22 protein-coding genes are annotated in these 22,042 nt (G+C 54.6%); 11 read left to right on the top strand and 11 right to left on the bottom strand.

The genetic code is table 11. The annotated features are described in order from the left end of the window. Positions 1-8 precede the first annotated feature (8 nt). The 3 genes from CSC3H3_RS23585 to eutC all read left to right on the top strand — a co-directional run bounded on the left by CSC3H3_RS23585 (position 9) and on the right by eutC (position 3,449). The gene (locus tag CSC3H3_RS23585; RefSeq protein ID WP_157832002.1) at positions 9-992 is read left to right on the top strand and encodes a TRAP transporter substrate-binding protein; all 984 of its coding nucleotides are present in this window, start codon (positions 9-11) and stop codon (positions 990-992) included. Between the two features lie 244 nt (positions 993-1,236). Beyond that, the gene (locus CSC3H3_RS23580; RefSeq protein ID WP_425444985.1) at positions 1,237-2,628 is read left to right on the top strand and encodes an ethanolamine ammonia-lyase subunit EutB; all 1,392 of its coding nucleotides are present in this window, start codon (positions 1,237-1,239) and stop codon (positions 2,626-2,628) included. Continuing rightward, positions 2,628-3,449, top strand: a complete 822-nt coding sequence (eutC, locus tag CSC3H3_RS23575) for an ethanolamine ammonia-lyase subunit EutC (RefSeq protein WP_101286893.1) — start codon at positions 2,628-2,630, stop codon at positions 3,447-3,449. Before CSC3H3_RS23580 ends, eutC begins: the two co-directional genes overlap by 1 nt. Positions 3,450-3,535: 86 nt before the next feature. Here the strand turns inward: eutC and CSC3H3_RS23570 are convergent, their stop codons facing one another. Continuing rightward, positions 3,536-4,696, bottom strand: coding sequence for an iron-containing alcohol dehydrogenase (locus CSC3H3_RS23570; RefSeq protein ID WP_101286761.1), 1,161 nt, complete (start codon positions 4,694-4,696; stop codon positions 3,536-3,538). A gap of 279 nt (positions 4,697-4,975) precedes the next feature. Here CSC3H3_RS23570 and CSC3H3_RS23565 point away from each other — a divergent pair, with 279 nt between their 5' ends. Beyond that, positions 4,976-5,542: a peroxiredoxin gene (locus CSC3H3_RS23565; protein ID WP_101286760.1), complete on the top strand. Its 567-nt coding sequence runs from the start codon at positions 4,976-4,978 to the stop codon at positions 5,540-5,542. A 36-nt stretch (positions 5,543-5,578) separates the two neighbouring features. Here CSC3H3_RS23565 and CSC3H3_RS23560 read toward each other — a convergent pair whose 3' ends face one another. From CSC3H3_RS23560 to CSC3H3_RS23535, 6 genes are all read right to left on the bottom strand, one after another. Further along, entirely contained in the window at positions 5,579-6,343 is a 765-nt protein-coding gene (locus tag CSC3H3_RS23560) for a metallophosphoesterase family protein (protein WP_101286759.1), read from the bottom strand. A gap of 146 nt (positions 6,344-6,489) precedes the next feature. Continuing rightward, a complete protein-coding gene (locus tag CSC3H3_RS23555; RefSeq protein ID WP_101286758.1) occupies positions 6,490-7,533 on the bottom strand; it encodes an L-idonate 5-dehydrogenase in 1,044 nt (347 codons plus the stop codon). 7 nt (positions 7,534-7,540) lie between these two features. After that, positions 7,541-8,815: a TRAP transporter large permease gene (locus CSC3H3_RS23550; protein WP_101286757.1), complete on the bottom strand. Its 1,275-nt coding sequence runs from the start codon at positions 8,813-8,815 to the stop codon at positions 7,541-7,543. After that, positions 8,812-9,321, bottom strand: a complete 510-nt coding sequence (locus CSC3H3_RS23545) for a TRAP transporter small permease (RefSeq protein ID WP_217351145.1) — start codon at positions 9,319-9,321, stop codon at positions 8,812-8,814. The genes CSC3H3_RS23550 and CSC3H3_RS23545 overlap by 4 nt, the downstream gene beginning before the upstream one ends. A 59-nt stretch (positions 9,322-9,380) precedes the next feature. Next, complete coding sequence (locus tag CSC3H3_RS23540; RefSeq protein ID WP_101267216.1) at positions 9,381-10,364, bottom strand: TRAP transporter substrate-binding protein; 984 nt, start codon at positions 10,362-10,364, stop codon at positions 9,381-9,383. A 29-nt stretch (positions 10,365-10,393) separates the two neighbouring features. Then, complete coding sequence (locus CSC3H3_RS23535; protein ID WP_101266923.1) at positions 10,394-11,104, bottom strand: GntR family transcriptional regulator; 711 nt, start codon at positions 11,102-11,104, stop codon at positions 10,394-10,396. A gap of 130 nt (positions 11,105-11,234) precedes the next feature. On the opposite strand from CSC3H3_RS23535, the gene uxuA reads away from it, so the two are divergent. The 5 genes from uxuA (at position 11,235) to CSC3H3_RS23510 (ending at position 17,027) form a co-directional block, all read left to right on the top strand. Continuing rightward, positions 11,235-12,455, top strand: coding sequence for a mannonate dehydratase (gene uxuA, locus CSC3H3_RS23530; RefSeq protein WP_101286756.1), 1,221 nt, complete (start codon positions 11,235-11,237; stop codon positions 12,453-12,455). A 2-nt stretch (positions 12,456-12,457) separates the two neighbouring features. Next, positions 12,458-13,912 carry a mannitol dehydrogenase family protein gene (locus tag CSC3H3_RS23525; protein WP_101286755.1) on the top strand — a complete coding sequence of 485 codons (1,455 nt, stop codon included), beginning with the start codon at positions 12,458-12,460 and terminating at the stop codon, positions 13,910-13,912. Positions 13,913-14,134: 222 nt separating this feature from the next. Then, positions 14,135-15,469, top strand: coding sequence for a DUF445 domain-containing protein (locus CSC3H3_RS23520; protein ID WP_101286754.1), 1,335 nt, complete (start codon positions 14,135-14,137; stop codon positions 15,467-15,469). A 55-nt stretch (positions 15,470-15,524) separates the two neighbouring features. Further along, positions 15,525-15,896: a DUF427 domain-containing protein gene (locus CSC3H3_RS23515; RefSeq protein ID WP_101286753.1), complete on the top strand. Its 372-nt coding sequence runs from the start codon at positions 15,525-15,527 to the stop codon at positions 15,894-15,896. 228 nt (positions 15,897-16,124) lie between these two features. Continuing rightward, positions 16,125-17,027, top strand: a complete 903-nt coding sequence (locus tag CSC3H3_RS23510; protein ID WP_101266934.1) for an AraC family transcriptional regulator — start codon at positions 16,125-16,127, stop codon at positions 17,025-17,027. 95 nt (positions 17,028-17,122) lie between these two features. Here CSC3H3_RS23510 and CSC3H3_RS23505 read toward each other — a convergent pair whose 3' ends face one another. The 3 genes from CSC3H3_RS23505 to CSC3H3_RS23495 form a co-directional block, all read right to left on the bottom strand. Continuing rightward, a complete protein-coding gene (locus CSC3H3_RS23505) occupies positions 17,123-17,704 on the bottom strand; it encodes a UbiX family flavin prenyltransferase (protein ID WP_101266935.1) in 582 nt (193 codons plus the stop codon). Positions 17,705-18,007: 303 nt separating this feature from the next. Continuing rightward, entirely contained in the window at positions 18,008-18,919 is a 912-nt protein-coding gene (locus tag CSC3H3_RS23500; protein WP_101286752.1) for an NADP-dependent oxidoreductase, read from the bottom strand. Continuing rightward, positions 18,916-19,386 (bottom strand): ester cyclase, encoded by a 471-nt coding sequence (locus CSC3H3_RS23495; RefSeq protein ID WP_101286751.1) that lies wholly within the window; start codon positions 19,384-19,386, stop codon positions 18,916-18,918. The genes CSC3H3_RS23500 and CSC3H3_RS23495 overlap by 4 nt, the downstream gene beginning before the upstream one ends. A 92-nt stretch (positions 19,387-19,478) precedes the next feature. On the opposite strand from CSC3H3_RS23495, the gene CSC3H3_RS23490 reads away from it, so the two are divergent. After that, entirely contained in the window at positions 19,479-20,387 is a 909-nt protein-coding gene (locus tag CSC3H3_RS23490; protein ID WP_101286892.1) for a LysR family transcriptional regulator, read from the top strand. A gap of 112 nt (positions 20,388-20,499) precedes the next feature. Here the strand turns inward: CSC3H3_RS23490 and CSC3H3_RS23485 are convergent, their stop codons facing one another. After that, positions 20,500-21,084, bottom strand: coding sequence for a TetR/AcrR family transcriptional regulator (locus tag CSC3H3_RS23485; RefSeq protein ID WP_101286891.1), 585 nt, complete (start codon positions 21,082-21,084; stop codon positions 20,500-20,502). Between the two features lie 156 nt (positions 21,085-21,240). On the opposite strand from CSC3H3_RS23485, the gene CSC3H3_RS23480 reads away from it, so the two are divergent. Next, positions 21,241-22,002, top strand: a complete 762-nt coding sequence (locus tag CSC3H3_RS23480) for an SDR family NAD(P)-dependent oxidoreductase (protein ID WP_101286750.1) — start codon at positions 21,241-21,243, stop codon at positions 22,000-22,002. Positions 22,003-22,042: the final 40 nt, after the last annotated feature.

The raw sequence follows: 22,042 nt of genomic DNA, 5'->3' as shown, positions 1-22,042 counted from the left end.
TTCAAAAAATGATCAAATCAATGCTGTTCGCGGCTGTTGCATTCGTCCCGCTTTGTTTGGGACAGGCACAGGCGGCGGAATATAACTGGGACCAGTCGACCGAATATGGCCCGAATTCGATCAATACGAAAACCGATGTCTTTTTCGCCGACAGGCTTAAAGAGCTATCGGATGGTAAAATCGAAATCACCATTCATTCCGGCGCAGCACTTGGTTTCCGCGAGAAGGACCATCTGTTCGCTGTTGCCGACGGAGCCTTGCCGATTGCCACCACGGTTAGCGGAACGCTGGCCGGTGTTGATCCGATCTTTTTGTTAAGCTCGCTTCCATTTGTTGCCAAAGATTTTGATGATGTTCGCAAGCTTTGGGAAATTGCACGTCCTTATTATGAAAAGGTCTTTGAAAAGTATGACCAGAAACTGATCCATGCGGGCTGGATTGATCCGTCGGGTATTTGGGCGGAGCAGGAAATCAAATCCCAGGCGGATTTGAAAAATCTGCGCATTCGGACCTATGATGCAACGGGGACCCGCGTGCTTGATGCTTTGGGGGCGTCACCCCTGCAAATTTCATGGTCCGATGTTGTTCCACAGCTTGCGACCGGCTCAATTTCGGCCGTCTTGACCGGTGTGGATGGTGGTGCTGCTGCCAATTTCTGGGATTACACAAGTGTCTTTACGCAGATCAACTATGCGATGCCGCTGACATTCGTTCATATGAATTTGGAAGTTTATAATTCGCTGCCGCCAGAATTACAAAAGGCTGTGATGCAGGCGGGGCAGGAAGCCACCGAGTGGCGCGCAGACCAGATCCGTAAAAATCAGGCTGCGAAATATGACGAATTGCGGTCACACGGTATGACAGTGGTTGAAAAAGTTGATGCTGACTTTGCTGAAACTTTGTCATCAGCGGCACAGCCGGTGATTGATGACTGGAAAGCAAAAACCGGTTCGCGTGCTGACGAAATTCTGGCGAAATTCTCTGCGAAATAAGGACATGAAAAGCACCCTGACGATATCCATCATGATGTTGTCAGGGTGTTTTTGCTTAATTCATAATCATTTTTACAATCTCCCGCCGCACTGCTGAATATTTAACACAGGTGTTTGCACCAGAAGGATCATTCTGGTTAGGGGGAAATCGCGCCATCATTGAATTGATAAATTTGAAACAGGTCTGCCCTGAATAACGGCGGGGATAGGCCTGGCTGTTCGACCCGATCTGGAGGTTGCCGTTTTGAGCTATGCTTCCGCCGCCGGTATGACCCGGTTTGCATTCCCGGATTTGAAAACAGTGCTGGCCAAGGCAAGCCCGTTGCGTTCGGGCGATATGCTGGCCGGGCTGGGTGCCGGGTCGGACGAGGAACGGGTGGCCGCGCGCTATGCGCTGGCGGAAATTCCGCTGAAACGGTTTTTGACCGAGGCCCTGGTGCCCTATGAGCGCGATGAAGTGACGCGCCTGATCATGGATGGGCATGATTATCAGGCGTTTTTGGCGGTATCGTCGCTTACCGTTGGGGATTTTCGCAACTGGCTGCTGTCAGACGAGGCTACACCGGCAGCCCTTAAGGCACTGGCACCGGGCCTGACACCGGAAATGGTGGCTGCGGTGAGCAAACTAATGCGCAACCAGGACCTGATTGCCGTTGCCAAAAAATGCCGGGTTGTCACCGCATTTCGCAATACCATCGGGCTGGAAGGCCATTTGGGTGTGCGGTTACAGCCCAATCACCCCACAGATGACCCGGCTGGTGTTGCGGCATCCATTTTGGATGGACTGATGCATGGGGCAGGGGATGCCGTGATTGGTATTAACCCGGCAACCGATAGCCCCGATGCCATGATCGAGCTTTTGAAGCTGATTGACGATGTGCGCGAACGGCTGCAAATTCCGACGCAGTCCTGTGTGCTGGCCCATGTAACAACCGCGATTGAGGCCATAAACCGCAATGCGCCGGTTGATCTGGTGTTTCAGTCCATCGCGGGAACGCAGTCCGCCAATGACAGTTTTGGCATTAACCTTGCCCTGCTGGCCGAGGCGCAGCAGGCGGCGTTATCGCTCAATCGCGGGACGGTTGGCAAGGATGTGATGTATTTTGAAACCGGGCAGGGCGCTGCCCTGTCGGCGGATGCGCATGAAGGGCTGGACCAGCAAACGGTGGAGGCACGCGCCTATGCCGTTGCCCGTGCCTTTTCGCCGTTGCTGGTGAATACGGTGGTGGGCTTTATCGGGCCGGAATATTTGTATGATGGCAAACAGATTACCCGCGCCGGGTTGGAGGACCATTTCTGTGCCAAGCTACTGGGCGTACCGATGGGGGTTGATGTGTGTTACACCAACCATGCCGAAGCCGACCAGGATGATATGGACAACCTTTTGACATTGCTGGGTGTGGCGGGCACCAATTTTGTTATTGGTGTGCCCGGTGCCGATGACATCATGCTGAATTATCAGAGCACGAGTTTTCACGATGCCATGTATTTGCGGTCAGCCCTGAATTTGCAGCCCGCACCGGAATTTGCCGCATGGCTGCGCGAACGCGAAATTTTTGACCAGATGGGCCGGACCCGCCCCAATCTGGAAAGCAGCCTGGCGCAGGACCTGCTGGCATGGTCGGGGGCGGCATAATGACAGTTTCCGATAACACCCATATTCCACGGTTGGACCCATGGTCGCGCCTGCGTGTGCATACCAGTGCGCGCATTGGCCTTGGCCGTGTCGGCGATGGCCTGCCAACAAGCCAGTTACTGGAATTTCAAATGGCGCATGCGCGTGCGCGTGATTCCGTCCATATGCCGTTTGAGGGTGAAAACCTGGCCCGTGATATTGCCGGTTTGGGCCTGCCGGTTGTGCCGGTGCAATCGCGTGCGGCCAACCGGGCGGAATATTTGCAACGGCCCGATTATGGCCGGACGCTCGATGAAGACAGCAAGGCACGGTTGTTATCTGTGCAGGGCAATGCGGCCACAGAAGGCTTAGCAGCAGGTGACTATGATGTGGTTTTCATTCTGGCTGACGGGTTATCTGCCCGTGCGGTTCATGAAAACGGGGCGGAAATGTTGCGTCAATCGCTGGGGTTGCTTGATGAAAGCTGGAAAATTGGCCCGGTGGTGATTGCAAGCCAGGCGCGCGTGGCACTGGGTGATGAAATTGCCCGCCGTTTGCAGGCAAAAATCAGCATCATTCTGATTGGTGAACGGCCGGGGCTTTCAAGTGCAGATTCATTGGGTGCCTATTTGACCTGGGCGCCAAAACCCGGATGCAGCAATGCACAGCGCAACTGTATTTCCAATATCCGCCCGGCAGGCTTCCCGTTGGGGGAAGCGGCGCGAAAGCTGGTTTATCTGATGGCAGAAGCACGCAAAAACGGCCTTTCAGGCGTGCACCTGAAAGACAATTATTCTGCCCTGCATCTGGTTGAGGCACCTTCACCGGCTTTGCCGGAATAACCCGACCATATCGCCATAAATTAAATGATTACATCGCCGCTTGCAGGGGCGAACGGCCCTTTTGGCGGCGATGTTGTTTCTGCCCTTTAAAATGCTTCGCGATAAAGTGCCAGGGCGTCTTCTTCGGTTACGTCAACCGGGTTATTGACCAGAAGGCGGCTTTGTTTCATGGCATCGCGCGCCAGCATGGACAGGCTGTTATCGGTGACATTGACATCGCGCAGGCGCCGGGGTGCGCCGCTTTGATTCATCAGGTCTTCCATATGGGCGACAAAGGCACTGGCGCGTGCCTGAACATCACCCGTGCCCGGAACGTTTAAAACATCGGCCAATTCGGCGTAATGCGGGGCGGCAACACTGGCGTTAAAGCGCAAAACCGGGCCTAACATCAACGCATTGGTCAGCCCGTGCGGCAGGTGATAATGCCCGCCGAGTGGATAGGCCAGCGCATGCACCGCCGCAACGGGCGAATTGGCAAAGGCCTGGCCTGCCAGCATGGCACCCAGCAGCATGTTTTCGCGGGCTTCGCGGTTTGTACCGTCCTCGCAGGCGGCAATCAGGTTGGTGCCCAGCAGGCGCAAGGCCTCCCGTGCCAGGGCATCGGATAGCGGGTTTTTCCGGAATTTTGATGTATAGGCCTCGATCGCGTGGACCATGGCATCAATGCCGGTGGCCGCAGTGTGGATTTTGGGCAGGCCAATTGTCAGTTCCGCATCAAGCAGCACAAAATCAGCATAAAGCTGCGGGGCGACAACCCCCATTTTGGTGGTTTCACCCGTGGTGATGATGGAAATATTGGTCACCTCGGACCCGGTGCCAGCCGTGGTGGGCACCAGCACCAGATCAGCGCGTTTGCCCTTCACATTGCCAATGCCATACATGTCTGAAAGGGGCTGGTCATTGGCAATCAGAATGGCGACCAATTTGGCGATGTCCAGTGATGAACCACCCCCAAGGCCAATGACCATGTCAATATCGCGGGATTTGGCCATATCGGCACAGCCCGTCACAATGGCTTCAGGCGGGTCGGCCACGACCTGATCAAAAATTGTGACATCAAACCTGGCAGCACGCAGGGATTTTTCAACCGGTTTGATCAACCCGGCATCAATCAGCCCGCGATCTGTTACCAGCAATGCCCGGCGGGTTTGAAACCGTGCCGATAACAAATCTCCCAGCGATTGTGACCCGGCCCATTGCACAAAAATATCCGCAACGGTGCTGAACCCGAATGGGGTGTGGGTCATTGTTCCCTCCTGATCATTATTGTTTTGGCCTGCCTTTCTGGCAGTGCCCGGATGATTGATGTGATCCTAAATCCTTTTGGCTTTCAGCAGCTATCTTTAGTTTTATTTTGGCGGGTCTTTTGACCGGCCTCTTGGCCAATGCCAGCCGGGATATTTGCAATTTATACGTAGCGGGCGGGATTTAGCCGGTTTTCGGTTGCAAGCTGGGCTGTTTTATCGCCACAAAGAATTATCGGGTTTTTACCCGGTCCCACCTTTTGCATATGGATGCCAATAACAATGACCAGCCCCGATATTTCAGCCCAAACAAAGGCACCAGGTGCCCTGCATGCCGATGATTGCGCGCATCTTTTAAACGCGGCTTTGCCCGCCATAACCCTGCCTGCAACTGATGGCACGCTGTTTGATTTTGCGGCCCGGCGTGATGGCTGGCTGATTGTTTATTGTTACCCGCGTACCAGCGCGCCCGATAGCCCGTCCCCGACAGATTGGGATGTTATTCCCGGTGCGCGGGGATGCACGCCGCAAAGCTGCGCCTTTCGCGATCATTACCGCGAATTGCAGCAAAAGGGTGCTGATGTTGTGGGCTTGAGCACGCAATCAACCACCTATCAGCAGGAAATGGTTGCGCGCCTGCATTTGCCCTTTCCGGTATTAAGCGATGCTGATCTGGCGCTGGTTACGGCCCTGAAATTGCCGGTATTTACTGTCGAAGGCATGGTCCTGACGCGCCGTTTAACCCTGGCCATCCGTGATGGGGTGATACGCCATGTGTTTTACCCCATCGAAAACCCCGCCGGCCATGCCGAGGATGTTTTGACCTGGCTGGATCAATCCGGGGACTAAGCGGTTATAAGCTGCAATGGCAAATACCAGGCCTGGTTACAGGGACTGTTTTGAAAACCCGGTGCGAATGGCATAGGCCCAATCAGGCCTGCCATTTTCATCGGCCCTTTGGGCGGCTTTTTCGTGGTCATATGCCACGGCCAACAGCTCAATATCGGGCAGGGCGGCGGGTTGGTTTTCATCGATGGTCAAAAGGGCATATCGGGCGTGGGGTGATCCGCTTTCGGAAACATGGGCGGGTTCATCATCGTCATAGGCCGGGCAACCGACCGAACCGGGATTGATAATCGTGATGCCGTTTCGCGTGTGCACGATATCGGGCCGGTGGCTGTGGCCGACCAGCACAATTTTACAATTCCCCGCGCCATTGCCCAGCCGGGCGGAAATGGCGGTTTCAGCATCGCGGACCAGCCCGCCATTCTTAATACGATCCAGCAAATAGGTGGCATCATCATCAGGGGTGGCGTGGCAGGCAAAGATGCCCGGTGCGATCACGATGGATTGCGGCAGCGCGCCCAGCCATTCGCGGTCCTGTTGTGTAATCTGGCTGGTGGCATAGCGGTCAGATGCGATCATGGTTTCAACGGGCAGGGTGGCCACCTGCCTGTCATGATTGCCGCGCACGGTGATGGCATCAAGCTTACGTAACAATTCCATGGTTTGGCGCGGCCAAAGTGGCCCGGAAATGCAATCGCCCAAATTTACAATCTGGTCAGTGCCACCGCGTTGTTTCAAATCGGCCAGAACGGCCTCAAGCGCCAGGGCATTTCCGTGAATGTCGGCAATGATCGCTATTTTCATGCTGGTATCTGCCTTTTGTGCCGTTAAGGCGTGAAATTATAGCGTTAATTGCAAGGCGGTCCAGCAGAGTAGGCGCAGGGAAGGCCCAAAACAAAAACGGGGATGCACAGAATGCACCCCCGCCTGATTGGTTGATCTGGCTGTGCTTAGCTGGCAAAGGCGAAATGCACCTTTACGGCCTTGCTGCGGTCGCGCGCCATGTCAAAGGCGGCGACGGCATCATCAAGTTCAAAGCTGGTGGTGATGATCGGTTTGACGTCGATTTTGCCGCTGTCAATGGCCTGAACCGCCTGGGCGTATTCGGCATGGAAACGGTGCGTGCCAACAATCATCAATTCCTTGGCAACAACGGGGTTGAAGGAAACCGGAATGTCGCCAGCAACACCCACCTGAACCAGAATACCCTGCGGGCGCAGCATTTTAATCGCCGATCCAATGGCAGGCGCGGCAGCCGAGCATTCAAAACAAACATCGATCTGGCCTTTGCCTTCTTCGTATTTGGCAAGGTCGGCAGCGTTTCGTGCGATGTTAACGGCCTTATCGGCGCCCATTTGCAGGGCGACATCAAGGGCATAATCCTGAAGGTCGGTGACAATGATTTCGCTAGCACCGGCCTGTTTGGCCGCCGCAACACACAAGGCACCAATCGGCCCAGCACCCGTAACCAGCACGCGCTTGCCTGAAAGGTCGCCCGCGCGATTAACGGCATGCAGGCACACGGCCAGCGGTTCGGCGCAGGCGGCTTGCGCCAGGCTGGTTTTATCCGAAACCGGCACACATTGCGCGGCATTAACCGTGATCACATCGCGAAATGCCCCCTGAACATGCGGCAGGCGAATGGCCGAACCAAAGAACCGCATATCAAGGCAATGCTGCTGCAAATCCTTTTTGCAATATTCGCATTTTCCGCACGGGTGGCTGGGGTTGAGGGCCACCTTTTGCCCAATACTAACATTGTGAACATCGTCAGATGCAGCAATGACAGTTCCGGCAACTTCATGGCCCAGAATAATGGGTTCGCGCACGCGGATCTGGCCAATCCCGCCTTCGTAAAAATAGTGAATATCCGAACCGCAAATCCCGCCAGCCCCGATACGGACAGTTACCTGCCCGGATGCAAGGGGTTCAACGTGATCGGTTTCGATACGCACATCCTGTTGTCCGTATAAACGGCAAACACGGGTTTCCATATTTTGATTACTCCATCAGGGACGGCAGCCAGGTCGAGAAGAACGGCACATAGGACACCAGAAACAGAATGATGATGTTGGTGACCAGATAGGGCACAAGTGCCCGTATCACAGGGCCGAGCGGCGACTTGGCGATATTGGCGCAAATAAACATGCAGATGCCGACTGGCGGTGTCGTCAGGCCGATCATCAGGTTCAAAACGGCAAACACGGCAAAATGGATCGGATCAATGCCGACATTTTGCGCTAGCGTTAACAGCGGCACGAACAGAATGATCAGGGCGGCAATGGTTTCCATGAACATGCCAACCACCAGCAACACCAGATTGATCAGCAGGATGACGATATATTTGTTATCGGTCAGTGCCAAAACGGCATCGGAAATCATGGTCGGGATGCGTTCGGAAACCAGGATCCAGCCAAAGACATTGGCAAAACCGACCAGTGCCAGAATGGCCGCAGCGGTAACCGCACTATCGATCAAAATGCCGGGAACGGCACGAAGCGGCAGGTCACGGTACACAAAGGCACCAACGACAAAGGCATAAAGGCTGGCAATCACGGCGGTTTCGGTCGGTGTTGCAACACCGCTAAGCAGCCCGCCAATGATAAGGGCGGTCATGGCAAGCGCCCAAAACGCGCCAAGGAACGATTTGCCCAGTTCGCCAAAACCCTGCCAGGGCTGATGCGGGAAGTTGTTTTTAACCGCCAGGATATAGGTGGTCACCATCATCGCAAGGCCCATCAACATGCCCGGAAGGGCACCGGCGATGAACATTTTGCCAACCGAAATACCCGAAAGTGCGCCAACAATAATCATCGGCATGGAAGGCGGAATAATCGGACCAACCGTCGAGGACGCAGCCGTCACAGCCGCGGCAAACGGGCCGGAATAACCAGCGCGTTTCATACCCGGGATCATCATGCCCCCGATGGAGGCTGCATCGGCAACGGCCGTGCCGGAAATACCGCCAAACAGCATGGAACCGGCAACGTTGGTCAGGCCCAGTCCGCCACGCATCCAGCCGACCATGGCATTGGCAAAACGCACGATGCGCGGGGTAATGCCGCCGCCATTCATCAAATTACCGGCCAGAATAAAGCCGGGAATGCACAGCAGGACAAACACATCCATACCGGCAAACATTTTTTGCGGAATAATCACCAGCGGCATGCCCTGCATCAGCAGATACGCCATTGATGACAGACCAAGGGTGACGGCAACGGGCAGGCCAATGATCAGGCCAATTATGAAAACACCCAGCAGGACAGCAAGGCTCATGGCAATTCTCCGGACTGGCCTTCGGGTTTGCCATCAGATGCGCCTGCAAGCATGCGAACAACGCGCAGCAGGGCAAAAAGTGACAAAAGAGTCAGTAAAACAAAAACGGAAGCATGGACCAGATCCATGCGAACACCCAGCGCAGGGGATGTTTGCCATTTCCCGATCGAAACAAACTGCCATGCCGGCATAATCAGAAGCCCGGCAAAAACCGTGGTGAAGATGGCCGATAAAAACAGCAGCGTTTTCTGGATCGGTGCTGGCAGAATATCGGTGACCAGTTCCACATTGACCAGTTCCCCGTTGCGGTATGACAGACCAACGCCGAACGCTGCCATATAAAGCAGGCACTGACGGGTCAGTTCTTCGGTCCAGACGGGGGAATCAGGCAGGAATGTGCGGGCAAAGACCTGGACCAGAACGGTCGCAAATAACAGGCCAAAGGCAACGCCGGTCATGATGCGGCAAAGCGCGATCAAAAGGGCATAAAGACGGGTGGCAATCACGATAACTCCCCTATACCGGGAATGGCCCGGCCGCCTGGGGCAGCCGGGCTTTCAGGGTCTTATTTCTTTTTGGCAAACAGGTCTTCGACAATCGGGCGAATGTCGTCAGACACGTTTTTCAGAACGGCTTCTTCTGCCTGTTTGGCAAAGGCAGCCTGGTCAACATCAACAAAGGTCATGCCTTTTTCCTGCAATTCCTTCGTCAGGCGCTGTTCGTCATCCAGGAACAGGCCACGTTCATATTCCTGGGCGCGGCTTGCGGCTTCCATAACGGCTTTCTTGTCGTCATCCGACAGTTTCTGCCAGGTCAGTTCGGAAATGGTCAGGTAAATCCAGGAACGGACATGTTCGGTTTTATTGACGTATTTCTGCACTTCGTTGAAGCTTGCGGAATCAATCAGCGCCAGCGGGTTTTCCTGGGCATCGATGGTGCCAGCCTGAAGGGATGTAAACACTTCAGAGAAGGCCATCGGGGTCGGACGGGCACCGAGCGTTTTCCATACATCAACAAACAGCGGGACGTTCGGCACGCGCAGTTTCAGGCCATTCAGGTCTGCCGGCGTTTTGATCGGGCGGTTGGATGTCAGGTTACGCGGGCCGCGTGCGAAATAGGCAATCGGGCGGATGCGGGCACGTTCAATGATCTGTTCTTCGATCTTTTTGCCAATGTCCCCGCTGGCGACTTCGTCCATTTCCTCAAGCGAGGAATAGGCATAGGGCACTGCCAGAAGGGCTGCCATCGGCGCCCAGTTCTGCAGGCTTTCGCCGGTGATGGTCATGTCGACCGAACCAAGCTGCATGCCGTTGATCAGGTCGATTTCCTTACCCAGCGTTTCGTTGGGGAAAACCTGAACGTCGATGCGGCCATCGGTCAGTTTGGACAGCTCTTCGCCAAATTTGACGGCGGCTTTGTGCCAGGAGTTTTGTTCGTTGGCAAGGTGCCCCAGTTTCAGGGTCATTTCGGCAGCATTGGCGCTGTGCATCATAAACAGCGCAGTTGCCCCGGCCATAAGCATGGTTTTTGTTTTCTTGAACGTAAGCATCATTTTTCCTCCCGTGATGTGGTGATGCCTCAGGGTGACGAAACCGGGTCGGAATCGTCGAATAGTTCGGAACGTGATTTGGCAATATCAGGCAGTGTCAGCAGAATTTCACGCGTGTGGCGGCGCATGGCGGCCCCTGCCTGTGCCGGGTCGCCTGCTTCGATGGCTGACAGGATGGCTTCGTGCTGGGCGACGATATCTTCCATCGAAAACTGGAAATAACTTAAGAACCGCACCCGGTCGAGCTGGGCACGCACATCTTCAACGACCTTCCAGGCATATGTTTTTCCCGCAGATTCCGCGAGGCAGCGGTGAAAATCATGATCAAGGGCAAGGAAGGATTTGGCGTCGTTCTGCATTGCTGTCCGTTGGGCGGCAATCAGGTCGCGCAGGCGGTCAATCGCGCCATCGGACGGGTTGCTGGCAACATAGCTTGCAATGTCAGCTTCGATGGCTTCGCGCACAAAGCGCGCATCAAGGACCGATGAAATGGAAATCTTGCGCACATAGGTCCCGCGCTGCGGGCGGATTTCAAGCAAACCTTCGTCGGCCAGCTTGATAAAGGCCTCGCGCACGGGCTGGCGGCTGACATCATAGGACCGTGCCAGTTCAGCTTCCGAAATACGGACACCGGGCAGCAGATCGGCGCACACAATCCGTTCGCGAATGATGCGATGAATTTGCGGGCCAACCGCCTGATCCGTAGAAACGGACCAGTTATATTCGCCGGGATCGGTCATATTTTAACTCCTTGCGTTTTTTGCTTATGATGCATACTACCATACTAGTCAACCATAAACTGTCATGTTATGGTGACCATCAGACTTATAGACTGTGGACATGCAACCACGCCAACACAGAGAGAACAGCATGAAACAAACCTGGAGATGGTTCGGCCCCCGCGATCTGGTCAGCATTGACGATATTTGTCAGGCCGGGGCAGAAGGGGTGGTTTCCGCCCTGCATCACATTCCCAGTGGCGCGGTATGGAGCCCGGCCGAAATCGCCAAACGGCAGGCCGAAATTGCCACCATGAAAGATGGCGCGCCTTCGGGTTTGAAATGGGACGTGGTTGAAAGCCTCCCGGTTTCCGAAGCAATCAAAAAGCAGGAAGGCCCGTGGCGCGACCATATTGATGCCTATAAGCAAAGCCTGCGGAACCTTGCGGCGGCGGGCATTGATATTGTCTGTTATAATTTCATGCCGGTGCTGGATTGGACGCGCACGCATCTTAACTGGCGTTTGCCCAATGGCGCGACCTGCATGCGGTTTGACCTGACCGATTTTGTCGCCTTTGACCGCTATATTCTGGCCCGTCCGGGCGCATCCGAAGGCTATGATGCCGCCCTTCTGGCGCAGGCCGAAGAACGCTTTGCCAAAATGGATGATGACCGCCGCGCACAATTGACCCGCACGGTTGCATTTGGCCTTCCGGGCTCGGTCGAGCAATTGACGCTTGATGACCTGCGTGGCCTGCTTGCAAGCTATGCCGGTATCCATGCCGAAAAACTGCGCCAGCACCTGATTGATTTTCTGGCCGAAGTGGTGCCGGTGGCACGTGAAGTTGGCATTCGCATGTGCTGCCACCCCGATGATCCGCCCTTCGAGCTTCTGGGCCTGCCGCGCATCATGTCGACTGAAGATGACTATCGCCGTATTGTCGAGGCGGTTGATCTGCCGGAAAACGGCATTACGCTGTGTTCGGGGTCGCTGGGTGTTCGTGCGGAAAATGACCTGCCGGGCATGATGAAGCGCCTGGGTCATCGTGTGCATTTCATTCATTTGCGCAATACACTGCGCGAAAGTGAAGGCCTGCCCTGTTCGTTCCACGAGGCCGAACATCTTGGTGGCGACACCAATATGGTGGATCTGATCGAAGCGATCCTGGCCGAGGAAACCAAGCGCAAGGCTGCGGGCCGTGCCGATTGCAACATCCCGTTCCGCCCCGATCACGGGCAGGATATTCTGGATGACCTTAACCGTCAGGGGCAGCCGGGCTACCCGGCCATTGGCCGCCTGAAGGGGTTGGCGGAATTGCGCGGGATCATGACGGCGTTGATCGCGCGTCCGCAGAACAAAGCGGCGGAATGATAATGACTGTATCCTCCCGGCCAGCCGGAAATGGCTGGCCTGAAAACCCGCTGGCAACCGCCGGGAACGGCATTGTGCATATTGGTGTGGGCGCGTTTCATCGCGCCCACCAGGCGGTTTATACCCAAAATGCCATGCTGGCAGCAGGCGGTGACTGGCGTATTATTGGCGTCACCCCGCGCAGCACCGACATTGCCGACCAGCTTAATGCGCAGGACGGTGCCTTTTGCGTAATCGTGCGTAACCCCGCCGGGGATGAATGCCACACCATTCACTCTATTTCCCATGTGTTGGCCGCGGCGCGCGACCTTGATGGGGTGCTGGATGCCCTGTGTGATCCCGCCATTCGCATTGTGACCCTGACGGTTACCGAAAAGGCCTATGGCATTGACCGGCAAGCGATGAAGGTTGCCATTGATCATCCTGCCATTGCGCATGATCTGGCCCATCCGGCGCAGCCGGGGGGTGTTATTGGCATCCTGACCGAAGCCCTGCGTCGTCGGCGTGAACTGGGCCATGCGCCATTTACCTGCATGTGCTGTGATAATTTGCCGGAAAACGGTGCGGTACTGCGCGCCGGTATGGTGGATTTCGCCCGTCGCATTGATGCCAGCCTGGGCGAATGGATTGCACAAAATGTGCATTTTCCAAGTTCGATGGTGGATCGCATCACACCGGCATCAACCGATGCCACCTATGAAACGGTGCGCGCCATGACCGGGCATGACGATGCCTGTGCGGTTGAAACCGAACCGTTTTCGCAATGGGTGGTCGAGGATGACTTCCCCACAGGACGCCCGGCATGGGAACAGGCCGGTGTCTTGATGGTCGATGATGTTCGCCCTTACGAACATATGAAGCTGCGTATGCTTAATGGCAGTCATTCGCTGATTGCCTATTTGGGGCAACTGGCGGGTTATAAATATGTGCGCGATGTGATGGCTGATGACGCATGCGCGACACTGGTGCGCATGCATATGAACGCCGCAGCAGCCACATTAAGCCCGCTGGCAGAGCTTGATTTTGCCGATTATGCCAATGATCTGGTAACCCGGTTCTGCAACCCGGCAATTGCCCATGAAACCCGGCAAATTGCCATGGATGGCACCGAAAAGCTGCCGCAACGCCTGTTGGCACCAGCCCTTGAAGCAATCAATGCAGGTGCGGACATTTCCAGCTTTGCCCTGGCTGTTGCCATGTGGATGGCCTATGCCCACAAACTGGTGGCGGACGGGCAGGGGGATGCCATTTCTGATCCAAGGCGGGATGAAATTGTTGCCGCCCTTGGCGGTAAAAACGAGGCCGCCACGATTTATGCCAGCCTGTCGGCACTGCCGGGCCTGTTTGCGCAGGATTTGCTGGACCACGCCCCATGGCAGCAGGCGGTAACGCACTGGCTTGATGTTATTTTGCGTGAAGGTGTGCTGGCCGCTGTTGGCAAACAGATTGCCCGTTAAGCTGCCTCTTAATATATAATTGGCTGATCAGCAGATATGACCCGCCCCTGCAATATGGGGGCGGGTTTTTATGTGCCGGTTGGCTGTGGCAACGTGCCTTTTGGCCGTGGTACGATCAGGACTGCTGATTGCGAAAGGGGACGGTAAAAACTATCTTCTTGGCGCAGGTGTAGGGGCCGAAAGGTGTTTTACCCTGAATGTTCAAACAGGCAGGGACCCTATATGACCAAATCAGCGATGCTTTCTGCACCGCCCATTGGCCCGGATAACAAGGTACGCGCGCAAAAGCTGGCGGCAAAAAAGCGGATCGCCCTTTTTACGCTGTTATTTGCCTGTGCCTGTTTTATCGGGCTGACGGTTTATGACCCTGGCCATCAAAACCCGTGGGTGGGTTTGTTTGTTGCCATGGCCGAGGCCGCAATGGTTGGTGGCCTTGCCGACTGGTTTGCCATTGTGGCGCTGTTTCGTCACCCGCTTGGTCTTAAAATTCCGCATACGGCGATTATCCCGCGCAGCAAGGATAAAATCGCCCGTAATCTGGCCGATTTTATTTGCGACCACTTCCTGGGCAAAGAACATGTGCTGGAAAAAATTCGCGAATTTGACCCGGCCGACAGGCTGGCAAAATATTGTGCCAATCCCAAAACATCGGCGCAAATGGCCGATCTGGTGGTGAAATTTGCCCCGCGCCTGATGTATCTGCTAGATAGTGCCGAATTGCAGGAATTTGTGCGCACAACAACGCGCGAAAAACTGCGTGATGCGGATGTCGGCAAGCTTTCGGCCCGTTTTATCACCATCCTGACGCAGGATGGCCGCCATCATGAGATGGTCGACAGCCTGTTAAATGATATTGCCGATTTCACCAATAGCGATGAAACCCGCAATATGCTGGCTGACAAAATTGCCGGTGAATTATGGTCGGTGCTGCGCTGGGTTAATCTGGATAAGGCAGTTGCCGATAATATCACTGAAAAGGTGGCGGTTGGTCTGCGCGAATTGATCCAGGATCTGGCTGATAACAAAGACCACGAACTGCGCCTGAAGTTTGAAAATAAAATTCCCGCTTTTATTGCCCGTTTGCAAACAGACCCGGTCCTGCGCGCGCGCCTTGATCAGTTCCGTGACCGGATGCTCGATAATCAGGAACTTTCGGATTATATCGCCCATATCTGGCGTAAAACCCTGAACTGGCTGCGGGCCGATCTGGGCAATCCGCAATCGGAAATTCGCCGGGCGATTATGGGGGCGTCACAAAATATCGGCACCAAGCTGGATGCCGATCCCGATATGAAAAACTGGCTAAATCTGTGGGTTTTGGAAACGGTGGACCCCTATATTGGCGAATATCGCGAAAAAATCCGCCATTTCATCAAGGAACGGGTGCAAGCCTGGAGTGCCGATGAATTAACCGCCCAACTGGAACTGGCAATGGGCAGTGATTTGCAATCCATCCGCCTGAACGGAACCCTGGTTGGTGCCATTATTGGCGGCCTGCTATTTGGCCTGATGCAATTGATTGGCTGGGCCACGACAGGCTTTCACGGGCTGGGCTGATTGTTTGTCAAACATGCGCCCACCGATATGGCAGCAATAACACAGGAAAAATGACATGAGCGATAAACCGGTTCGTATTTCCGGGCCTGACCACCCCATTACCATCGAAGCCAATCCATCAATGGTGAGCGTTACCCTGGACGGGCAGGTGATTGCGCAAACATCAAATGCGCTTACCCTGCGCGAGGCGAATTATCCACCTGTGCAATATATTCCGCTGGCCGATATCAATGCCGACATTCTGTCCCCCAGCAGCAAAACCACCTATTGCCCCTATAAGGGTACGGCCAGTTATTTTAGCATCAATACCCCAACGCAGAATTTGCCAGATGTGATCTGGTCCTATCGCGAACCCTATGATGCCGTGGCAGCGATAAAGGATTATTGCGCATTTTATCCCGATCGTGTGTCCATTAAGCAGGAATAACAGGGCATTGATATCAGGGGATTTTCGGGTGATTTCTGGCTGTTTTCAGGCGTTTTTGCAAAGTAAATGACTTTTGGTCAGTTTTCTTTTTCCTCCTGACAGAACGCTGGCAGCATTGCATGGATTCTGTAAGAATTATGCACGATCCTGCAAAACGGCGAGTTCCTGCTTTGTACTTTTTTCACTCTCGGGCATTCTTTGTTTCTAACCAGATAGGCGGAGGACTATTTGAGCCAATCCGAGCAACTTGCAGAAATTGTCCGCATTATTGAACGCTTCGTAAACGAAGATGGCCAAATCCCAACAGCGATCGATAACCTGACCATCGGTCGAAAAACTGAAACCACGCGCCCGGTGCATACGGCACAGTGGCCGTGCTTTGCCATGATTGTCCAGGGCTCGAAAGAGGCAATTGTCGGCCAGCAGAAACTTTCTTACGGGCCGGGTGATTATGTGCTGGTGTCGCTTGATATGCCTGTGCAGTCCTGGGTGGTGCAGGCCAGCCCGGATAAGCCCATGTATGGTCTGGGCCTTGCGATAAATCATGACGCGTTAAAAACCGTGATGACGCGCATCGCCTTTGACAAACGTCACCTTGATAAAAACCCCGGCCTTGGCATTGCTGTGCATAAGGCACCCGATGCCTTGCTTGATGCGGTTTTGCGCATGATGCGCCTTCTGGAACGTCCCGATGACGTTGCCGGTCTTGCCTGCCTGATTGAAGAAGAAATTTTATATCATCTGCTGCGCGGGCCGTTTGGCGCAACTCTGTTGCAGATCGCAACCGCACAAAGCCCGGCCAACCGCATTGCCGGGGCGATTTCGTGGCTGCGCGAAAATTTCAAACAGCCGCTGCGCATTGAAGACCTGGCAAAACATGTGGGTATGAGCGCGTCTTCCCTGCATCATCACTTCAAGGCGATTACCGCCATGACGCCGATGCAGTATCAAAAACAGCTTCGCCTGCGCGAAGCACGCCGCCTGATGCTGGTGGAAAAACAGGATGTTGGCATGGCTGGTTTTTTGGTGGGTTATGACAGCCCGTCACAGTTCAGCCGGGAATATAGCCGTTTGTTTGGCATGTCGCCGTCGCGCGATATCGCCGCCCAGCAGCGCCTTGTGCACAGCTAGCCTGTTGCACGATCCTGTTTACAGGGCCGTGCAATTTGCCTTTGGGCAGGAATGTTCAAGTTGAAATCAGCGATTGGAACGGGCTGAAGGTTGGATCAATCTTCGGCCTGTTCCCCATTTTCTGTCCAGCGTTTGACAACCGGCAAATGGATGCCCAGAAGGTCCAGCGCGCGGCCGGTGGTTTGCGTAACCATTTCATCAATGCTTTGCGGGCGGCTGTAAAAGGCCGGGACGGGGGGCATGATGATGGCGCCATTTTGCGTCGCCTGGGCCATCAGGTTGATATGGCCGGCATGATAGGGCGTTTCACGCAATAACAGCACCACACGGCGGCGTTCCTTCAGGCAGACATCGGCAGCACGGACAATCAGTTCATCATTGTAGCAATTGGCGATGCCGCTAAGGGTTTTGATCGAACAGGGGGCAACCAGCATGCCTGCCGTCTGGAATGAACCAGATGAAATGGCAGCACCGATATCGCGATAATTATAGATGACATCGGCATAGGACCGGATTTCATCGGCATCCATATCCAGTTCGGCGCGCGCGGTACGCAGGGCCGAAGGTGAAATTACAGCGTGGGTTTCAATATCGGCGACATCGCGCAAAAGCTGCAGGGCGCGCACACCATAAATAACGCCCGATGCCCCGGTAATGGCGATGATAACCCGCTTCATATGCTGCTCTTTTCAACTGGTCTGAGTTTTGATGCCCCACGGGCAAATAATACCGTTCGTACGGTCGCAATCTTGTCGCAGATTGCTGTGGTTTCAACCGTTTTCTGACATATGGCGCAATCCGTTACAATCACCAGCCTTTTATGCGCGGAATTCCCCAAAAAATTCGACCTGCTTCGCAGGTATATTCTCAACAATTTTCGCCCAATAAAAAAGGACCGCCGCCAAAATGGCGACGGCCCAACCCATACAGATATAATAACGGAGAGAGAGCCGGACATACCTGACGGGAAGCTAAACCTGTTACGCGTTCGTCAGGATATATTTGCCCTTCAGGGTGCCATTCACGTAGCCATCAAAAACAGTTGCAGCTTCATCGAGAACAAAGGTCTTACTGCCCGGTACAGCAAGTGGCTGCGTTGCGGCAATGGTTGCAAGTTTTTGCAAAATACCCTGATCGGTTTGCAAAAATACAAATTCGGATTTGATATTGGCCTGCTGTGCCACATCCTCGGCCATTGGCATCGCAACACTGGCAACATGTGTTTGCGGTTTGACATGGGCCAGATAGGCACTTTGCAAATGATCCGCCGTTGTATCGAGAATATGGGTGGTTTTTGCAACAATATCGGCAAGTTCCGGGTCCGTAGGTGCTACAAGTGTCGTCCCCAAACCTGCCAGGCGATCCAGCCCGTCACCCAGGACAAAAACATCATTTTTATCACGGGCAAGAATTACCGCTGCCCGTGCAACCGCGCCTGTTCCCGTAATCAGGAGGGGGGCACCTTGCGGGCAGGCCAGTTTATCAAGGGCCAACTGGGCGACACCCGCCGGGGTCGGTAGTGACGTTGCTGTTTGTGCATCCAAACCGGAAGGGCGATGGGCGATATGCGATTGATCAACGCAAATCTGTTCGGCAATGGCGCCGCCGGCAACGGGTTCTGCCCGGCCAAAAACGCTATCGCCAATGGCAAATTCGCGAACATCTTTACCCTTTGCAATCACCGTTCCGGCAAAGTCGGTGCCGGGGATATAGGGAAATGCCAGCGGGAAAAATGCCTGCATCACACCCATTGCCAGTTTGGCATCTAGCGGGTTAAAGGCGGCGGCTTCGATTTTGACAATAACGTCTGTGTCAGATGGCACCGGCGCATTGATTGACATTACATCTGCCTGGGTATCGGGCAGATATCCTTTTACGGTTAGGGCTTTCATCTTGCGTCTCCCTTGCCTGTGTTTGGCCAGGTACCGATTTGGCCGAACATGCCCAGCAGATCTTCCAGATGCCAGGTGCGACGCAGGCGATCACCTTCAAATTCGTGGAATTCATGAATGACGATATCCACCGCCTTGCCGCTGGCGGGAATGCCCATTAACGGGCCATTGTGGGTGCCCGTCATGCGCAGGCGTACTGCGGCACGGTCGGCTTCGGCAAGGATGGTTTCGATTTCAAGGCGCAAATCCGGGAAAGCCGCGCGAAACATGCCAAATACCGGTTTGATGCCATTTCGGCCTGGTTCCTGACCAGGGCCAAGCGGGATATCGTCCCAGTTTTCGGTAAGGGCATGATCAACAAGGTCGACATTGCTGGTGCCAAGGGCGCTGTAAAAATCTTCAAGCGCGCGTTTCTGACCATTGGTCAGGGCCATGGCCTGCGAGGCGGGAATGGTTGGTCGGGTCATTTCAGTCTCCGGGTTAAAAAGTAATGACCCAAAGCTAGCGGCAGGTTTATCATAATTGAAATCGATTGATGTTATATGGAATTATCAATTTCATGAATTATGCGGGATTTGACCTGAACCTGATTGTCGCCTTTGATGCCCTGATGGCAGAAAGGCACGTTACCCGTGCGGCCCAGCGTGTGGGCCTGACCCAACCTGCCTTAAGTGCGGCCCTTAACCGGTTGCGTCATATTACCGGGGACGAACTTTTCATTCGCGGGCCAAAGGGTTTAATGCCCACCCCGCGCGCGGTTGATCTGGCACCTGCCTTTCGTACCGTGCTGGCGACGGTCGATGGTGCCCTTGCCCTGCAAAAGGAATTTGAACCCGGCCGTTCCCGGCAAACATTTGCCCTGGCATTGGCGGAACATCCCGCGCATTTGCTGCTGGCCCCGCTGGAAAAAGCCGCGCGGGAACTGGCACCGGGCATTGATTTGCGCGTCAGGGAGCTGCGTAACCGGCGTGATGCCATTCGCATGCTTGATGAAGGGCAGGCGGATTTGGCAATTGGTGTATCACCCGGCAGCGAAAGCCGCATTTTATCGCGCCATTTATGGAATGAGGATTTTGTCGGTATCGCACGCAAGGGCACCGATATTTCGCCTTTTGCCCTATCTGCCCATTTGTTTGCAGCCGAACGCCATGTTCTTTTCTCGCCCGAGGCCGAGGATTACGGCCTTGTTGATACCGCCCTGGCCGAACATGGGCTGAAACGCCGGTTGGGGGTGACATCGGCCTATATGTATCTGGTGCCGGGCCTTGTGGCGCAAAGCGATATGCTGGCAACCGTGCTGCAGGGCGTGGTGCGGGGAAGTGGCCTTGGCGACCAGCTTGCCGTTTTCAAACCGCCGCTGGAATTGCCGACAATATCCTATCATTTATTGTGGCATCGCCGGACGGATGCCCACCCGGCCCATCGCTGGTTTCGCGATATTGTCGTCGGATTATGCCAAGGGTTTTAATTATGATTTTAGCCGGATGTGCCATAGATGCATTGAACGTCAATGACCGTGTCGTGATCCGTACTTGAATTGGGAGCAGTTTAGGCACCGCCCTGTTGCAGGCCGCCGTAATTTATGGCGAGGGCCAACCGGCAAGAACTTGTTTTGCAACAAGTTGCAGGGTTTCGCGGTCAAATCCTGCCTTGGCCTGCACGGCAATACCATGCACCACTGCCATCAAATAGGTTGTCAGGGCGGCGGGGTCCGTTGTTTCGGGCAGGTCACCTTCGGCATGGGCCCGTTCAAACCGTTTTTGTATTATTTCCTGCCCCTCGGCGCGGGCCAGGATCACCATCTGGCGTATGGGTTCGGCATCGTCTGACCCGGCCAGAAAGCCATTAATGCCAAGGCAGCCGGTATGTTCAGGGCTATAGGTGTGAAGTTCGATCGACCGATAAAGGATATGCGCAGCAACTTCGCGCGCCGTCGGCTTTGACAGGGCTTCCGGGATAAAATCGAGATAGTGTTCGTAATAGCGGGCCAGGGCGCGGCGAAACAGTTCTTCTTTATTGCCAAAGGCGGAATAAAGGGCAGGGCGTTCTACACCGGCGGCTTCTGTCAGGTCCGTATAGGACGCACCTTCATAGCCTTTGCGCCAGAAAACGCACACAGCAGCGTCCAGGGCCTTTTCCACGTCAATCTTGCGATGTCGTCCCATCAGTCCAAACCGGTTATTTTCATAATGGCCATTATTAAACCGCTTGACAGGCAATGTCCAGTTTTGTAACGGTCATTATAATAATGATCATTATGAAATTGGCAAGGCAGGGCCACAGCGCCTTTCGCGCCGGTTTCACTTGCAAAAGGATTGGCTATGACCAAATCACTGGACGGAAAAGTTGCCATCGTAACGGGTGGTTCACGTGGCCTGGGTGCCATGATCGCCGAACATCTGGCAGATCAGGGTGCCGCAGTTGCCATTACCTATGCCGCATCGGCGCAAAAGGCTGATGCTGTTGTTGCAAAATTGAAGGCCAAAGGCGCACGCGCAATTGCGATCAAAAGCGATCAGTCCGACCTGTCATCGGCAAAGCCGATGATTGATGCGGTCCTCGCCGAATTCGGCCAGATTGATATTCTGGTCAATAATGCCGGTATCGCCATTCAGGGCCAGCTGGTGGATGACCCGGAACTGGATGGTGATAATTATAACCGCCAATGGCAGGTTAATGTCTTGGGCACCATTGCCAATACCCGCGCTGCCGCCCCGAAAATGAAGGATGGCGGGCGTATTATTTTCATCGGTTCGCTTCTGGGGTCCTATGTGCCGTTTCCCGGTGTTGCCGATTATGCCGGGACCAAAACAGCACTTGTTGGTTATGCCCGTGGTATTGCCCGTGATCTTGGCCCGCGCAACATTACCGTGAATGTTATCCAGCCCGGCATTATGCCCACCGACATGGCGGCCGATGTTGCTGGTGAACTGCCCAATCGCGATGCCATCCTTGATATGCACCCGATCCGCCGTATTGCGACCCTCGAAGAAGTGGCCGATGCCGTTTGCTTCATTGCCGGGCCGTCGGCTGGATATATCAATGGTGAAACCATCAATATGGCAGGGGGGCTAGGAATTTAAGCACCTGTCTGGTGTTTGAATTTCGGGCTTGTTTCAGGAA

The sequence above is a fragment of the Thalassospira marina genome (assembly GCF_002844375.1).
Taxonomy (GTDB): domain Bacteria; phylum Pseudomonadota; class Alphaproteobacteria; order Rhodospirillales; family Thalassospiraceae; genus Thalassospira; species Thalassospira marina.
The sequence above is the reverse complement of the archived record's forward strand: the minus strand, read 5'-3'. Positions and strand labels throughout refer to the sequence as shown.

Excerpts from the sequence above, each read along its gene's own strand:
- CSC3H3_RS23585 (WP_157832002.1), top strand. The coding sequence starts at position 9 with ATGATCAAATCAATGCTGTTCGCGGCTGTTGCATTCGTCCCGCTTTGT.
- eutC (WP_101286893.1), top strand. The coding sequence starts at position 2,628 with ATGACAGTTTCCGATAACACCCATATTCCACGGTTGGACCCATGGTCG.
- CSC3H3_RS23570 (WP_101286761.1), bottom strand. The coding sequence starts at position 4,696 with ATGACCCACACCCCATTCGGGTTCAGCACCGTTGCGGATATTTTTGTG.
- CSC3H3_RS23565 (WP_101286760.1), top strand. The coding sequence starts at position 4,976 with ATGACCAGCCCCGATATTTCAGCCCAAACAAAGGCACCAGGTGCCCTG.
- CSC3H3_RS23560 (WP_101286759.1), bottom strand. The coding sequence starts at position 6,343 with ATGAAAATAGCGATCATTGCCGACATTCACGGAAATGCCCTGGCGCTT.
- CSC3H3_RS23555 (WP_101286758.1), bottom strand. The coding sequence starts at position 7,533 with ATGGAAACCCGTGTTTGCCGTTTATACGGACAACAGGATGTGCGTATC.
- CSC3H3_RS23550 (WP_101286757.1), bottom strand. The coding sequence starts at position 8,815 with ATGAGCCTTGCTGTCCTGCTGGGTGTTTTCATAATTGGCCTGATCATT.
- CSC3H3_RS23540 (WP_101267216.1), bottom strand. The coding sequence starts at position 10,364 with ATGCTTACGTTCAAGAAAACAAAAACCATGCTTATGGCCGGGGCAACT.
- CSC3H3_RS23535 (WP_101266923.1), bottom strand. The coding sequence starts at position 11,104 with ATGACCGATCCCGGCGAATATAACTGGTCCGTTTCTACGGATCAGGCG.
- uxuA (WP_101286756.1), top strand. The coding sequence starts at position 11,235 with ATGAAACAAACCTGGAGATGGTTCGGCCCCCGCGATCTGGTCAGCATT.
- CSC3H3_RS23525 (WP_101286755.1), top strand. The coding sequence starts at position 12,458 with ATGACTGTATCCTCCCGGCCAGCCGGAAATGGCTGGCCTGAAAACCCG.
- CSC3H3_RS23520 (WP_101286754.1), top strand. The coding sequence starts at position 14,135 with ATGACCAAATCAGCGATGCTTTCTGCACCGCCCATTGGCCCGGATAAC.
- CSC3H3_RS23515 (WP_101286753.1), top strand. The coding sequence starts at position 15,525 with ATGAGCGATAAACCGGTTCGTATTTCCGGGCCTGACCACCCCATTACC.
- CSC3H3_RS23505 (WP_101266935.1), bottom strand. The coding sequence starts at position 17,704 with ATGAAGCGGGTTATCATCGCCATTACCGGGGCATCGGGCGTTATTTAT.
- CSC3H3_RS23500 (WP_101286752.1), bottom strand. The coding sequence starts at position 18,919 with ATGAAAGCCCTAACCGTAAAAGGATATCTGCCCGATACCCAGGCAGAT.
- CSC3H3_RS23495 (WP_101286751.1), bottom strand. The coding sequence starts at position 19,386 with ATGACCCGACCAACCATTCCCGCCTCGCAGGCCATGGCCCTGACCAAT.
- CSC3H3_RS23490 (WP_101286892.1), top strand. The coding sequence starts at position 19,479 with ATGAATTATGCGGGATTTGACCTGAACCTGATTGTCGCCTTTGATGCC.
- CSC3H3_RS23485 (WP_101286891.1), bottom strand. The coding sequence starts at position 21,084 with ATGGGACGACATCGCAAGATTGACGTGGAAAAGGCCCTGGACGCTGCT.
- CSC3H3_RS23480 (WP_101286750.1), top strand. The coding sequence starts at position 21,241 with ATGACCAAATCACTGGACGGAAAAGTTGCCATCGTAACGGGTGGTTCA.